General features: G+C 48.6%; 17 protein-coding genes. 7 read left to right on the top strand and 10 right to left on the bottom strand.

The genetic code is table 11. The features are described from left to right. Positions 1–32: 32 nt before the first annotated feature. Positions 33–1,058: an ROK family transcriptional regulator gene (locus tag ACFSW5_RS07460; RefSeq protein ID WP_379270837.1), complete on the bottom strand. Its 1,026-nt coding sequence runs from the start codon at positions 1,056–1,058 to the stop codon at positions 33–35. A 340-nt stretch (positions 1,059–1,398) separates the two neighbouring features. Here ACFSW5_RS07460 and ACFSW5_RS07455 point away from each other — a divergent pair, with 340 nt between their 5' ends. After that, positions 1,399–2,130 (top strand): EcsC family protein, encoded by a 732-nt coding sequence (locus ACFSW5_RS07455; protein ID WP_379270834.1) that lies wholly within the window; start codon positions 1,399–1,401, stop codon positions 2,128–2,130. A 12-nt stretch (positions 2,131–2,142) separates the two neighbouring features. Here the strand turns inward: ACFSW5_RS07455 and ACFSW5_RS07450 are convergent, their stop codons facing one another. The 4 genes from ACFSW5_RS07450 to ACFSW5_RS07435 all read right to left on the bottom strand — a co-directional run bounded on the left by ACFSW5_RS07450 (position 2,143) and on the right by ACFSW5_RS07435 (position 4,648). After that, positions 2,143–2,331, bottom strand: coding sequence for a hypothetical protein (locus ACFSW5_RS07450; protein ID WP_379270832.1), 189 nt, complete (start codon positions 2,329–2,331; stop codon positions 2,143–2,145). A gap of 180 nt (positions 2,332–2,511) precedes the next feature. Further along, positions 2,512–3,327 carry a serine hydrolase domain-containing protein gene (locus ACFSW5_RS07445; RefSeq protein WP_379271066.1) on the bottom strand — a complete coding sequence of 272 codons (816 nt, stop codon included), beginning with the start codon at positions 3,325–3,327 and terminating at the stop codon, positions 2,512–2,514. A gap of 41 nt (positions 3,328–3,368) precedes the next feature. Continuing rightward, on the bottom strand, positions 3,369–3,686 hold the full coding sequence (locus ACFSW5_RS07440) for a serine hydrolase domain-containing protein (protein ID WP_379270830.1): 318 nt from the start codon (positions 3,684–3,686) through the stop codon (positions 3,369–3,371). 119 nt (positions 3,687–3,805) lie between these two features. Further along, positions 3,806–4,648: an SPL family radical SAM protein gene (locus tag ACFSW5_RS07435; RefSeq protein ID WP_379270827.1), complete on the bottom strand. Its 843-nt coding sequence runs from the start codon at positions 4,646–4,648 to the stop codon at positions 3,806–3,808. A 241-nt stretch (positions 4,649–4,889) separates the two neighbouring features. Between ACFSW5_RS07435 and ACFSW5_RS07430 the strand changes: the two genes are divergently transcribed. Then, positions 4,890–5,633: a glycosyltransferase gene (locus tag ACFSW5_RS07430; protein WP_379270825.1), complete on the top strand. Its 744-nt coding sequence runs from the start codon at positions 4,890–4,892 to the stop codon at positions 5,631–5,633. Further along, positions 5,630–6,364, top strand: a complete 735-nt coding sequence (locus ACFSW5_RS07425; RefSeq protein WP_379270822.1) for a glycosyltransferase — start codon at positions 5,630–5,632, stop codon at positions 6,362–6,364. The genes ACFSW5_RS07430 and ACFSW5_RS07425 overlap by 4 nt, the downstream gene beginning before the upstream one ends. 156 nt (positions 6,365–6,520) lie before the next feature. Here ACFSW5_RS07425 and ACFSW5_RS07420 read toward each other — a convergent pair whose 3' ends face one another. Together ACFSW5_RS07420 and ACFSW5_RS07415 are read right to left on the bottom strand one after the other, a co-directional pair. After that, positions 6,521–7,237, bottom strand: a complete 717-nt coding sequence (locus tag ACFSW5_RS07420; RefSeq protein ID WP_379270820.1) for a 3-ketoacyl-ACP reductase — start codon at positions 7,235–7,237, stop codon at positions 6,521–6,523. Between the two features lie 82 nt (positions 7,238–7,319). Then, on the bottom strand, positions 7,320–7,562 hold the full coding sequence (locus ACFSW5_RS07415) for a hypothetical protein (protein WP_379270818.1): 243 nt from the start codon (positions 7,560–7,562) through the stop codon (positions 7,320–7,322). Positions 7,563–7,766: 204 nt separating this feature from the next. Here ACFSW5_RS07415 and ACFSW5_RS07410 point away from each other — a divergent pair, with 204 nt between their 5' ends. From ACFSW5_RS07410 to ACFSW5_RS07395, 4 genes are read left to right on the top strand one after another with little or no spacing between them, the layout of a single operon-like run. Beyond that, positions 7,767–8,600, top strand: a complete 834-nt coding sequence (locus tag ACFSW5_RS07410) for a hypothetical protein (RefSeq protein WP_379270816.1) — start codon at positions 7,767–7,769, stop codon at positions 8,598–8,600. Between the two features lie 41 nt (positions 8,601–8,641). Then, positions 8,642–9,415 (top strand): hypothetical protein, encoded by a 774-nt coding sequence (locus tag ACFSW5_RS07405; protein ID WP_379270813.1) that lies wholly within the window; start codon positions 8,642–8,644, stop codon positions 9,413–9,415. After that, on the top strand, positions 9,412–9,870 hold the full coding sequence (locus tag ACFSW5_RS07400) for a hypothetical protein (RefSeq protein ID WP_379270811.1): 459 nt from the start codon (positions 9,412–9,414) through the stop codon (positions 9,868–9,870). Before ACFSW5_RS07405 ends, ACFSW5_RS07400 begins: the two co-directional genes overlap by 4 nt. A 52-nt stretch (positions 9,871–9,922) precedes the next feature. Next, complete coding sequence (locus tag ACFSW5_RS07395; protein WP_379270809.1) at positions 9,923–11,008, top strand: GerAB/ArcD/ProY family transporter; 1,086 nt, start codon at positions 9,923–9,925, stop codon at positions 11,006–11,008. A 4-nt stretch (positions 11,009–11,012) separates the two neighbouring features. Here the strand turns inward: ACFSW5_RS07395 and ACFSW5_RS07390 are convergent, their stop codons facing one another. The 3 genes from ACFSW5_RS07390 to ACFSW5_RS07380 form a co-directional block, all read right to left on the bottom strand. Continuing rightward, the gene (locus ACFSW5_RS07390; protein ID WP_379270806.1) at positions 11,013–12,236 is read right to left on the bottom strand and encodes a Ger(x)C family spore germination protein; all 1,224 of its coding nucleotides are present in this window, start codon (positions 12,234–12,236) and stop codon (positions 11,013–11,015) included. Then, positions 12,229–13,818, bottom strand: coding sequence for a spore germination protein (locus ACFSW5_RS07385; protein WP_379270804.1), 1,590 nt, complete (start codon positions 13,816–13,818; stop codon positions 12,229–12,231). Before ACFSW5_RS07385 ends, ACFSW5_RS07390 begins: the two co-directional genes overlap by 8 nt. Positions 13,819–14,072: 254 nt before the next feature. Further along, positions 14,073–14,522: a hypothetical protein gene (locus ACFSW5_RS07380; RefSeq protein ID WP_379270801.1), complete on the bottom strand. Its 450-nt coding sequence runs from the start codon at positions 14,520–14,522 to the stop codon at positions 14,073–14,075. Positions 14,523–14,529: the final 7 nt, after the last annotated feature.

Here is a 14,529-nt window from a genome sequence, read left to right as displayed (position 1 = left end):
GAAGATTGTTTATATCTCCATAAGCTTAATTTCTAGCAGCATTCCGTAATCATCAGATTAAGCGCTAATTGCTGCAAGCCGGTCAAGTAGTCCTGTCTCCAATTGCTCATCGTAAGCGTAGGCAAATGCTCTTTCGGAATATAGGCCGAGCTTCGATCCGCGAATCTGGCCAAAAGCGCTTCGTCTACCTCATCGTCGCAAAACACGACTGCCCGAGGGTTAAGGATGGCGGCCAAGGTGGCGATTAAGCGGGCGACGGCATCAATCCGGTTGTCTCCCGCCAATACAATCCGGCGATTGCCCTCTTCCAGCTGCAGCGCTTGCAGGAAAGATCGATTATCGTACTGAGGCACGAAAGAAATCTCGCCCGAGAAAAACGTGCTGCCCCGCACGACATCGCCGTTAATCATAATTCCGGAACCCGGCCCGTTTTGACCGAAGTACAGATAAACCAGCGATTCGTTCTCAAGCTGGAAGTTCGACGCATAGCCAAGCACCGATGCATTCATATCGTTTTCGACCGCGACCGGCATTTGAAATCGGGACTCAAATTCCCCTTTCAAATCAAAGTCTTGGAATTTCTCATATGGCGGGATAAAGATGATTTTCCCATTGTTAACCGCGCCGGGCACTCCGATCGCGACTGAACGAAGCCTTGGATATTTCTCAATCAGCGTTTCGGTCAGGTCCGCCAGCAGCTCGGCATCTTGTAGCAATACGCTTGGCTTTGTCCCCTGCTCTTTAACCTCCCCAATACAGTTAAAAATCGAATAATTCGTCTCGTCCTTCTCGATAAAAACGGCTAGCCCCAACATGTATTCCGGATCATAGGTATAACGCTTCGCCCTCCTGCCTCCGCTGGAATCGTCCTCCCCCGTATAGCGGATTTCCCCGTCCTTCTCCATCTGGGCCAGAAACTTGCTGACCGTCGGAAAGCTAATCCCCAAGCGCTGGCTGAGCTCCGCTTTCGTGGCGCTTCCCATCATGATGAGTCCCGCGCGGATGCGATAAATTAACGGCTCCCTGATCTCCTTGGGCGTCTTAAACACGTTCGTCATGTAATTTAAAACCCTTTCATAAATAAGTCCAACTTATTAAACCGATTTAATAAGTCCAGATCATCGTAGCAGAAATCGCAAATAAACGCAATCTATGTAAATCAAGGATATTATTCGCGTAAGCTGTGCATGTGACCGGCAAATCGATGGGCTTCTCCACATAGGCTTAATATAGTAGCGCTTAATTTTTTTGATTATGGATGAAGATAAACCCGTCCCGGTCCGGAGTTCGGCAACGCTCCGCGACTTTCGTCTTGTTCCGCAATCCTGCCGCAGCCGGTTTCGATTCGCGGCGTTCTCCGGTACAATAGAGCCAAATCCGTTGGAGGAGCGATTGGCATTGAATTACGAAGAGAAGGTGCGCAACGAAATTGCCGCTTGGGAGAGCAAGTTATTCAAGCCGCCAGGCTGGCTGGAGCGAACGTCGAAGACGATCGGCACGCGAATCAACGACCTGATTCCGGCCAAAGTGCACGACGTCATTACGGCCACCATAAGGTCGATCGTGCGTACGGCGCTTTACGGCGCGGAATACACCCCCCAGAGACCGGTCCAGTCGTTTAGCCGTCTCGAGCTTGCCGATCAAGAGGCGAGACGTTCGTTGTCCCTCTACCAAAAAATCGCGACAGCCGAAGGTGCAGGCACCGGAGCGGGCGGCATTATGCTTAATCTCGTGGATTTCCCCGCTTTAATTGCGATCAAGATGAAATTTTTATTTGAATTGGCTCATATTTACGGTTACGATACGAAGCAGTTTTCCGAGCGGATTTTCATTCTCAAGGTGTTCCAACTGGCGTTCTCCGGGGCGGAACAGCGGGCCCGGCTGTTGGATTCGGTTAAGCGGTGGGATACGGAAAAGGAGCTGTGGGTCTCGGATTCCGAGTACTCCAAAAAGATGGATTGGGAGACGTTCCAGAAGGAATACCGCGACGCGATCGACTTCCGGAAAATGCTGCAGATGGTGCCGGGGATCGGCGCGGTTGCGGGCGCTTGGGCGAACTACACCATTCTCGAGGAGCTTGGCGAAGCCGCATCGAACGCTTATCGGCTGCGAAGATTAAACGAAGGGTAAATCGAACGTGGGTTAGTCGCCGCCGCCTCCTCCCCCACCGTCGCAGCCTCCGTCGGAGCTTCCGGAGTCTGCGTATACATAAGAAGGACTGTCGTCCCTGCTGCTTCTGCGGCGCTTATGTCCGGTCTTTGAGTCCTTCGTCGCAGAAAGGACGGCCCAACCGATTAAGATAACGATGAGAATAAGCACAGTATAGAACATTCGCATCTCCTCCTTTTATGGTGTAAGGAAAGCATAACATGGGATTGTTAAAAAGATGTAAACCCAAATATATCATTGCATTAATTTTCTGACAATTATAGTGGAGGTTGATTCATTGCCCTTCTGCTCTGCTCTTGCAAGAAACGGCGGGCGGGGATTTCTCCCCGGCCCGCCGCCGGATTACAAGGCGCTGAATACGATATTGCGCAGCTTTCGGGTAATGGGCAGCGTTCCCGCATCCTTCCTCTGGGTCATGAACAGGAACGTGAGACCGTCCTGCGGGCTGTTGCAGAAGTAAGGCCCAAGCCAGCCGTCCCATCCGTATTCGCCATTGCTGCCGATCAGCCCGGCTTTGCGGCTATCCGTCATAATGCGCATTTGATTGCCGTAGCTGAAGCCGCTTAGCGTATGCCAGGATTCGAAGCCTTTATATTGTCTTTCGGTTAACGTCGCCGTCGTTAAATATTGAACCGTTCGCGGCCTTAAAATTCGAACGCCGTTTAAGCTTCCATCATTCATCAGCATGGTCGTAAATTTCGCAGCGTCGTCTATTGTCGAAGCGAGTCCGGCTCCACCCGATTCGAACGCCGGATCCCGGTCCAGCTGATGCACAATGCCGAGGTGGCTGCCCGTATACAGCGTCAATTCCCCATGTCCGTTATCTTGATAGGTTTTGGCCAGACGCCCTCTTATAGATTCAGGCAGCCAGAATCCGGTATCCTTCATATTCAACGGCTCGAATAATTCCTGCTGCAAAAACTGTCCGAAACGTATGCCGCTTACGGCTTCGACGACCGCGCCAAGCACGTCGGCCGATGTTCCGTACGCCCAAGAGGATCCGGGCTGGAAAGCAAGCGGGCATTGGCCGAGCCGGTTCATGGCTTCAAGCGTCCCCATCGGCGACTCGCCGTACAAACGGCGGTCCATTTCTTGGAACAGAGCCTCCGTTGTTCGTCCGGCCATATGGCTTCCTCCATATACGAGTCCCGACGTCATGGAAAGCAGGTCGTGGATAGTGACCTCCCGCTCCGCCGGCACTAGTTCGCCGTCCTTCTCGACCGTCTGATTTTTAACCCGGGAAGATAGCGGCTGACGGGATCAAATAAATCGATGACGCCGCGTTCAACCAGAATCATGATCGAGGCGGCGGTAATCGGCTTCGTCATGGAATACAAACGAAAAATGGAATCCCGGGCAATCGGAAGTCCCGCTTCCCGGTCGGCCAGCCCGTCTTCATGGTAGAACCACTCGTTACCGTCTTTGATGACCAGCAAATTTGCGCCTGCCACTTCATTGTTTTCGACGCTGTTTCTTAGCGCCGTTTTCAGTTGATGAATTGCAGTTTGATCCAGCATGTGCAATGAGCTCCTTTTTGCGGATATCCAACCAAGCCGGATGATATATTCGCTAAAGGAATTGTAAACTCCTTTTTATTCGTTGCGCTGCGCGCAAAGATTCGTAATCAAGCAAAAACTTATATCGTCTGTTTTGGAAATGCTTCATTTTTTGAAACGTGCACCATCTCCGGCGAAAACGTTTTTTTAAAATACTTTTCCACCCTAACATGGATATCTTTCCGGTACCATTCCGTCAGACCATGCTCTTCAAACAATCGGGGCATCCCCAGTCGTTCCGAACGTTTGCCCAATGAGCCGTCCCCAATATTGAGCGTGTCGATCCAGATACGGTCCACGACTCCCTCCAGCAACCTGGGGAAATCGGGAGTAAAGGGCAACACAGGTGAAAGGGCAGCCTGTGTAGCGATCCCGGCCTCATGTAATTCTCTTAATGCTTGGATGCGCAATTTGATTCCGGGCGCATACGGCGCGAAGATTCGCTTCATGTCCTCGCGATCCGTTTCGATCGTCATGGAAACGAGAACTTCGCATGTCTCTTTCAGCTTGACCAGCAAATCGATATCCCTTGTTATGAGCGGGCTGCGTGTCTGGATTTGAAGCAGATCAGGCGGCGTTTCGATCATCGCTTCCAAAATCCGCCGCGTTATCCCGGCCTTTCGTTCAATCGGTTGATAAGGGTCTGTGGCCGAAGACATAAAAATATTGACGGGTTTGTTTTTACGACGGAGTTTGATCACCTCGGTCCGATAATTTTCCGCCGCGTTTGTTTTGATATCCACCCATTCCCCCCAAGGGATGTCTTTGAACTTTTGAATCGGCATTTCCCTTACGTAACAATACTTGCAGGAAAACGCGCAGCCGCTGTACGGGTTCAAGGAGTGGGTAAATCCGATATCCAAGTACCCCGTCGCTTCGTTCAGGATTTTCTTCGCAACAATCTCTTTTATTTCAATCGACATGCGTACAATCTCCCCCCTTATTCCGACGATGACTGAAATACATGGATCTATTCATTATAATCCTCTTCGACCGATAATGCGTCCAACATCTCCATGCAGGATCGATAACACGCGGCGGGTTCGGCACTTTAGACAACATTAGAATACGTCTTGCGCCACCTTGAGGCAAGGTGATTGGCCGTGCCCTCCCTTCTACTAATTGCATATTATTTTGGTAGTAAGAGATTCAGGAGTTGATCTTATGCCAACCGATTTAAACCGCTCTGCGAATCGCCCGGGAGTTTCCATTATCACCTGCACGAATCGGCAAAATTATAGGGGCAACCTGTTTCAAAATTTCGAAAGACAGCGCCACGAGAAAAAAGAGCTTATTATTATTGTCAATAGCGACGATATCCCTCTTCAGCCCTATCAAAAGCTGGCTGCAAAAGATAAACGGATTCAAGTTTACCGCATGCCGGAAAAACGATCCCTCGGCGCCTGCCTGAATTTCGCCGTAAAAAAAACCAAATACAATTATATCGCCAAATTTGACGATGACGATTATTACGCCCCTAATTACTTAACGAACAGTTTGGAAGTTTTCGCAAAAACAAACGCCGACGTGATCGGAAAAAGAGCCCATTATATGTATTTGCGGGGATCGAAAACTCTTCTTCTGCGGTTTCCCCATGATGAAAACCGATCCGTCAGCCATCTTCCCGGCGCGACGCTTATCGCCAAACGGCAAGTATTCAAAAAAGTCCAATTCCCGAACGTTAGTGTCGGCGAGGACGATCAATTTTGCTTAAATTGCAAGGAAAAAGGCTTTAAGGTTTATTCGGGGGACAGGCATCATTTTGTTGCGATTCGCAGGAAAAATTCGTTCCAGCATACATGGATTATTAGCGACGAAACGTTAATCGCCCATCATCAGGTCATCCCCAACGTAAAAAATATAAGGCGGTTCGTTCAACGGAAACAAACGGATGAGGCTTCGACATGAAGCGGCCCCGGAATGCTGAGCCTGCCGTATCCATTATCGCGTGCACGAAACGGCCGGATTGCATGAATAACTTGCTATTAAACTATGGACGGCAAAATTACAAAAACAAAGAGCTTATCGTCATCTTGAATGATCCCGAAATAAATCCGGCGGCGTATAGGTCGGCGGCCAAAAAATATAAGAATGTTAGAATTTACCGGATGCCGAACCGCTCTTTGGGCAAATGCCTGAATTTCGGCGTGAAAGCGGCCGCATATGATTATATCGCCAAATTTGACGACGACGATCATTACTCTGCAAACTATTTGGCGGACAGCATGCGAGCCATGCAGCGCACCGACGCCGATCTCGTCGGCAAGCGCGCCCATTACATGTATCTTCAGGGCAGTCGGCTGCTGCTTCTGCGTTATTGCGACAAGGAGCATCAGTTCGTCCGGATGGTACAAGGCGCAACGCTGCTCGTCAAACGTCATGTATTCCGCCAGGTTGCTTTCCCAGACCAAACCCGCGGCGAGTGCGTAAAATTTTGTATCGACAGTGCCGCGAAAGGCTTCAAAATTTATGCCTGCGGCAGGTCCGGCTATATGGCCGTCCGCAAAGAAAATATGAACCAACACACGTGGAGGATCAGCGACAAAAACCTTCTTCACCGAGGCAAAGTGAAAGTATGGAAGGCGGCCAATTTCAAGCAAGCCATTCGCCTCTCCCGCCTGCTGGAACCCGATTCCTGATTTATCCGGCTACAGCCAAATCCCCAACGAACCGGCTGGAGAACGCTATAAAGTTACGCTATTCTATTACATGACAACGCTTCATTCCTTCCGCAAAAATGAAAAAGCCGCAGTTATGCGGCTTTTTACGCGCGTATGTCCCTTTCCTCCGACACCTTACGGATTCGTCGACCACAAACCTGCGGACTTCACGAATACTCTTGGATTCAACTTCAGTTGTGCTACGATCAATTCGGCCAAATCTTCAGGCTGCGCCACTTTCTCCGGATTTCCGTCCGTAAGTTTTTGTTCGATCGCAAGATCCGTGGCAATCGTGCTTGGCGTCAGCGCCGTTACGCGGATATTATGCTTGCGGACCTCCTGCATCAGCGATTCCGTTAAGCCTAGGACGGCGAATTTCGATGCGCTATAGGCGCTTGTCACCGCTGCGCCGCGCTCGCCTGCTGTCGACGAGACATTAATAATGTCTCCGGCTTGTCTGTCGATCATCTGAGGAAGAACGGCTCTTGTAACGTTATAGACGCCCATGAGATTGACACGGATAATATTTTCCCATTCCTCCGGAGACAACTCGAGGAATTTGCCGAACTTGGCGGTGCCGGCATTGTTGATAAGAATGTCGACCGGTCCGAGTTCCTTATGAATCTGTTCGACGGCTTGCGTAACCGAGTTTAAATCTTTTACGTCAGCCGAAGCGATCGCCGCCTTGACGCCAAGCGCTTGTATCTCTTCTTGGACTTTCTCAAGGTTGGGTAAGGTGAGCCCGACAAGGCCGATATTTACGCCTTCCTTAGCTAAAGCAATGGCTGCTGCGCGGCCGATCCCGCGGCCGGCTCCTGTAATCAGAGCGGTTTTGCCTTGTAACGTTTGCATGTACGATTCCTTCCTTCTCTCTATACTTTAACTGTTACAGAATGGATTATAGTTTAAATGCCGCTCGGAATCAATTCTACCCTCAATGAATGGAGTAACCCCAGTCATACCGAATACGGTCTTCATTATTGCGGTTCGATTCTTCCAAGCCGTATATCTTTTTCAGTTCTTTTGCTTTTTCCGGAGTAAGATTTGGATCCCGATGCGCCGGTTCCGTTTCCGCAACGGACGTCCCTATGCAGCCGGCTGCGACGACCAAGACGGCGAACAAGGCGCACATACCTTTCAACATGCAGCCGATCCAAGCGAGCATTCTCGGCATCATTTTTTTAGCCGCCTCCTTCAATATATATATCCCCTTGTTATTGTACCATAATTTTACTTTAAAACCGTATATGTTGTTCTTCTCTCCACACAATCAACGACATCATCACGAATAAGATACGCGATAAACGGGATACTAAATGGCAGAACTATCCTTAATCCATACCCGGGAGATGATCTTATTCCAGCTTTTGTTCCCTATTTATTGCTTATCGCGGCCAGTATCGTTTTAATCGCCTTCTCTTGGCGCAAATGCAACAATGCAAAACTTATTCCATTCTATATTTGCATTTCCGGGCTCATCTATATTTTTGAGTTGGTCTCTTTCGTTATTTTGGACAGTTACCGATATATGCCCGGAATTTTCAAGGATCTCTTCTACGACAGCGCGATTGGCGCCGTCGTGTCCAACGGGTTTATCGTCCCTTCCGCTTGCGTTTTTATCGCCGTCTATAACCTGAGCTTTTTATGGATTTTGCTCATTTCCGCCGGATTTATGGGTGTTGAACAGTTATTTCTTCATCTGGACATTTTCGAGCATCATTGGTGGAAAACCATATATACGGGTATTGGCTTAATTGTTCTTTTTCTAATAGGGAAGCGGCTGTGGCGCAAAATGAACGAAGCCGATCTTCCTTATTATTTTCGTTTAATTGCCCTATATATTATCAATGTATCGCTGCAAGGGTCCGTTCAGTTTTTTTATATCGTGTTGTTTCACCAAGTTGAATATCGGCCCGGCTGGTTTGAAGATCCTTCCAGAGATAACATCTCTTTCGCTACAATAATCGTGCATATGGACTCCGTATTGTTTGCGATAGCCATTTCATTGAGGGCCCATTGGCTTTGGAAAGCGGTTATACTCGCCGGCATCGGAGGCGGCCTGCTTTGGCTTATTCAGTTGGATGTTTTAATCACATCGGGAATATGGCCGGTTTTTATATTATTTTTGTTACAGATCGCTCTCCTTCAGCTGCTGAGCCGTTTGAATCGCATTTTAACGGCTAAATCAGGCGCACGCAATTATGGTCAAGCCTGAAGCAGCCGCCATTCGATTAGAAAGGAGCGTTAAGGAATCGTATGCAACCATCCCGCTACCCAATGGCCAGGTTAACCCAGTTCGGCGTTACTTCGATCCATCAGTACCATCCTTTAATGATCGTTTGGTGGTCCGCTGCTTTTCCCGGCTTCGGCCATTTTTTGCTGAATCATTATTTGAGAGCGACGTTTCTTACCTTATCGGAGGTGATCTTTAATTCGTTATCCCATATTAACGAGGCGATTGTTTTCAGTTTTTGCGGACGCTTTGCACAAGCGAAAGCCATTTTGGAACCTCGATGGATTCTCGGTTATATCATTCTTTTTTTTGTCGCGATATGGGATAGCTACCGTTTGGCTTTATACCGGAATCGGCTTGTTGATATGGCGGAGTTTGAGAATGCGCCCCTTCCCAACCTGCGGCTTTTTACGTCCGAAGTTCAATACGTTCAGCGCAAAAGCCCGTTTGTAGCGGCATTGTTTTCGATCTTTTTCCCGGGGATGGGACAGTTTTACAATCATCGGATCGGCCTAGCTTTTTTTGCGATTACTTGGTGGTGGATTTACTTGACGTTATCTCATGTTCATGAATCGCTTATCTACATTTTAAATGGGCGGATAACGGAATCTATCCCGATATTGCGAATGAATTGGCTGATGTTCATGCCTTCCGTGATGGGCGGTTCCATTTACCAGGCTTACATAAACGCTAAAGAACATAATCGGCTTTTCAGCCTGGAGCAACGCCAGTATCTGACACATCGGTACCGTTGCTCGGCTGTGCAAATTTTCAGTAAATCGGGTGGAAATGCATGATTATAATCGGTACCTTCCGGCATTCGATCGAGCTTGAGCAAGCGCTCGTCAAGCTGGAGAAAATAGGAATCGCACAAAACCAGCTTCTTGTCGTCTGTATGGACAGCGATGCCAAAGAATATGTTTCGGCCAAACAAAAAAAAGAGGATTCCTACTCCAAAGGAATAGAGGTTGGCCTTGCTTGTGCTACGGCACTGTCCGTCATCGGCACCAGCGTCGGGTTTATTATGCCGTGGGGTCCGATTATTAGCGGGTTAGCGGCTGCCTTTATCGGCTTTGGTATTGGATTTGGCATTATAGTTATCATTCAGAAGCCGAAAATACGGCATTCAAAGAAGAGTCCGGAGGTTACGGTCATTGTGCAGTGCGATGCCGACCAATCCGAGCTTGTGCAGAAGGCGATGTGGACGAATCATGCATTAGCTGTCGGTCTTGCTTATGCCTCAACGGAATAACTCCTCTGCGCAGCGATTTGGATCATAAGTCAGACGATATCGAGAGGTTATAATGAATAAAATGACCAACTTCCAGTTATTCTCAATTACATTTATTTACCAATTAGGCACGACGATTATATTCGGCTTCGGAGGTCAAGCCGGCCGGGATGCATGGATCGGCCAACTGCTTTCCATCTGTTTGGGTTTACTTGTCATTTTGATGAATATTGCTTTAATGAGGATGAATCCGGGGTTAACGCTGGTTCAATGGTTTCCCGCTCAACTCGGGCGCTGGATCGGGACGCCGATTGCTTTTTTTTACCCGCTTTTGTTTCTGTACTCTGCCGGACGGATTATCGCGGATATTAGGGATATGATTTCAACGGCTTTATTGCCGAATACGCCGCTCATCGTAGTTACCGCGATATTTACCGCAATCATTGCCTATTGCGTATATGAAGGCATCGCAGGAGTTAGTAGGCTGGGTGAATTATTTTTCCCTATCGTATTAATCCTGTTTTGTACGGAAGTCGTTCTGCTTGCCGGTTCCGGCGTCTTGCATTTCCGCAATTTACTCCCCCCTTTGGAACATGGATGGGGGCCTGTCTGGAAAACCGTTTATCCGTCAGGCATCACGCAAACCTTTGGGGAGACGATCATCCTCGCTATGTTCTGGCCGGAAGCCAAAAACACGAATAAAGTGATGAAGATTACCGTTTTCGCCACTTTATTGTCCGGAATCGTCATCACTTGCTTTGATGTTTTGGCTATTTTAGTTTTTGGAAACATGTTTTCGGGCTTTTTGTACCCGCTTTACACTTTACTGAGCGTCATTAGCATCGGACAGTTTATTGAAAACATACAGATGTTCGGCGCTCTTTATTTTTTGATGACGGCGCTTTTAAAGAGCGTCGTTCTAATGTTCGCTGCGGTAAAAGGGTTACAGCAGTTAACGAAGATCAAAAGTTACCGCGTACTGATCCTCCCGGCATGCGCCATATCGCTATTGCTGGGAATGACGATGTCTCGAAACATTGCCGAGCACATATATCGTCATCACTTTGAAATATTCGTTCCCTATATATGGGTACCTATGCTTTTGATCTTGCCCACGCTCCTTCTTATCGTGACGTGGTTTCGGCGATTGGCGAAATGAAGCTTCATTTCTTGACCTCGTTCGGGTTCAAATGCAGCGAAGGCCCCGTTACGCCTATCCGTCGAACCGTTAATTTGGCAGTTACGGTGATTTCGGCTTCCCGAAACTCCTCTCCCCAGTTGTTTTTTATGGATCTCCATAACGGCAAATTTTTCCGGCGAATGACATCGCTGAACCCAAACACATCCGTTCCGTAATTTTGCTGTACTTTGGTAATCGTTTGTTGCACCTTTTTTTCCACTTGTCTGTTCAATGCGCTTTGCAATAGCGAAATGTTCTCCGTCTGCGTAAGATCCAGATCGGTGTTGTTTTCCCGAATCGCTCCTTTGCCCGTTAACGTAACGTCGATTTTCAGCTTTCCCCCTTGGTAGACCGGCTCAATCTTTCTGCCTACCTTGAACACGTCCATACTGACGTTGCCTTTCTCTTGCGGAATTTTTGCTGGAACCGTCAGCTCCTTAAGATTCCCGGTTATCCAGCGTAGGGCGAGATCTTCCTTGAAATTCAAAAATCCAACCAGTTTCAAATCTTTATTGAAAATAGCGGAACCTGCGATTCGAAACCCTTCTTTTTCCGTTCCGGATTGTTGGTTTTGATTTTGTTCTTGTTGCGAATCAGAGTTCATGCCAATTACAATCGAGGGTGCGGTCGGACAAGTTCCTTCGCTGGTCGCGGCAAGCAAAAAATTTAACAACGCGACTTCAGCCGTTGTTCCCAGCTGATTATATTCCCCTAAAGCTCCGAGACCGGGAATACTCTCTAACGGGTACGAGAGGTTTAAAAAGTGGTTGGCGGTCCCCCCCTTGACAATAAAAATATCGGTTCGCAGCTTAAGATTCGGATCTCGGGTGTAGGTGTCGAATATCTCCTTTAACCCCTGCCTGCCCATCTCTTCCCCGATGACGATCACCCGCCGGTGACCGCGGAACATTTGCCGGGAAAGCTTCGTCTGCATCCGCTGCACCGCATCAAGCGTATTGAGGCCGTCGCTCGTGACGACGAAATAAGGTTTTTCTTTGCTTCCTCCGGCAGCGCCTTCGCTCTGCCCGCCGCTAATTTTCGACGGGATGATGGTTTGGGCGCTGATCTTAATTTTATCATCCGGGGCTTTATCGATCCCCCAAGCAAGCTCAAGGGCAATTTCGTTTACTTCCGAACTATCCCAACAACCCGATACTAAAAAAAGGGAGAGAATTAAACCGAAGCATCCCCCCCATTTCTTAATCATTCGCTTGACCTCCTCGTTTCGGACGTGGTTGTTGGCCTTCCGGAATACGTTTCCGGTTAGGCCCGGAGAAAAATGCGGGCCGCATGGTCATCGACCATCTGGGCGCGCGTATGAATACATCCTTCAGGTTTTGAATGAGCGGAATTACCGGGCTCATATACGGAACTCCAAACGAATGCAGGCCTAAGAGATGGATGATCATAAGAAAAAGCCCGCTAATAATTCCGTATAAACCTAATACTCCCGCTAAGATCAACATTGGAAAACGAAGAAGCCGGTAGGCCGTCCCGAAATTGTAACGCGGGATCGCAAACGAAGCGATTCCCGTCGTGGCTACGACGATTACGACGGGCGCGGATACGATGCCCGCTTGTACGGCGGCTTGTCCGATAACAAGCGCTCCTACGATGCTGACGGCCGAACCGACGGCCTTGGGCAAGCGGATTCCCGCCTCCCGAAGTCCTTCGAACATAAACTCCATCAACAACGCCTCGACAAATGTCGGAAACGGGACTCCTTCTCTTGAATTAGCGATGCTGATGAGCAAGTTCGTAGGAATGAGCTGTTGATGAAAGGTTGAGAGCGCGACATACAAAGACGGGAGCAGCAGCGCGATATTAAACAAAGAATAACGAACCAATCGAACAAAAGTCGTATAGATGGACCGTTCGTAATAATCCTCCACGGCTTGCAAGCCTGTCCAAAACGTCATCGGAACGATCAGCGCGAAAGGGGTGTTATCGACAAGAATCGCGACTTTCCCTTCCAGCAGACTGGCACATACGATATCGGGGCGCTCGGTATTTTGAATTTGCGGAAAAGGCGACCAAGGAGCATCTTCAATAAACTCTTCGATATAACCCGATTCCAGTACCCCGTCGATCCGGATTCGGCCTATTCTTGTGCGCACTTCCTCCAAGATTGTATCGGAAACGATCCCTTCGATATACGCGATCACGATGTCGGTTTGGGAAACTCGACCTAATGTCAACGATTCCATTTTCAGCTTAGTACTGCGGATTCGTCTGCGGATTAAGCTTGTATTGATCCGTAACGTTTCCGTAAATCCGTCTCTCGGTCCGCGGACGGAAATTTCGGCTTCCGGTTCTTCGACCCCCCGTTTTTCGAAGCCTTTCAGATCTCCGATGATCGCTTTGTTCTCTCCGTCGACCAATAGGACGATGTTCGCCCTCAGTATCCCGTTGACGACATCGTTAAAAGTCGAAACGGTTTGAACCTGCGCGACGGCAAGCAGCTGTTCCTGGATAAGCTGTCCCGAAATCGGGAAATCGTTGGGATCGCCGGATGCTCCATCATGAAGGAGAGGCATTAACACAATCATATCCAGCATTTTGTTATCGATTAAACCGTCGACGTAAACTAGCAGCACTTTAGGGCTATTGCAAATGAAGCGAAAAATAATATCGGAGCAAGACTGAAACGTTTCTCTAAGCACCTTCTCGTTTATCGCGAGCATCGTGCTTAATTCCGCATTGAGCTCTTCGGGGAGAGGAAGGTTTGCCGTCTCAAGCCGGTTTGAACCTTTATTGATACTCTGTTTTCGACTTTTGATCCGCAGCAAAACATATCCCTCCTCCGATGATTTTGTTGTGTAGTATAACCAAAAGCTCCAAGATTAACATAAAAAGAAGTCCGGCTCGAGACCCGGACCGTACGAAATCCGGCCGTTAGAGTGTCAAAAATGGAGCGTACATGATCGGGGCGGTCATAATTAGCGAAAATTCAATTTCGTTTGTTCACCCAAACCTGTCATGAGGCATAAAAAACAGCTTGGAGCTTACCGTCAGCCCCAAACTGCCAAATTTTTTCCTTATTTTAAATTGTGGTATAACGGTTCCGCAGCATTATGCGAAGCCCCGTTCCGGTCAGAACGCCGACGCCTATTCCGAGTAACCCAAGCCACATCCCCCCCAGGAAATCCCGCGAAAAAATGACTCCGACCGTCCCGAAAAAGGCCCCGAACGCGAAAGGGAGAACAGCATGCGGCTTCGCGCCTCCCCCGGCATCCTTATAGGCATCCCAAATTCCGAACATATAGACGCAAGGGTAGAACATGAGCCATTGGTAATTCGTTTGCTCGATCGCAGTCCGGATATCGCCGTGATAGCTGGAGATGATTACCAAATTCAAGTTGGCCTTCATGTTAATGTAAAACTCCAAAACGATCAGCAAAATGCCCTTTATATATTTGGCGTTAAGGAGCTGACCGAATCCTGGAAAAGCGATGCTCCACAATAACGTCTCAATTCGGGACGTCCTGGACATTGTACTA

Source organism: Paenibacillus thailandensis (genome assembly GCF_042685365.1).
Lineage (GTDB): Bacteria > Bacillota > Bacilli > Paenibacillales > Paenibacillaceae > Paenibacillus_AP > Paenibacillus_AP thailandensis.
The sequence above is the reverse complement of the archived record's forward strand: the minus strand, read 5'-3'. Positions and strand labels throughout refer to the sequence as shown.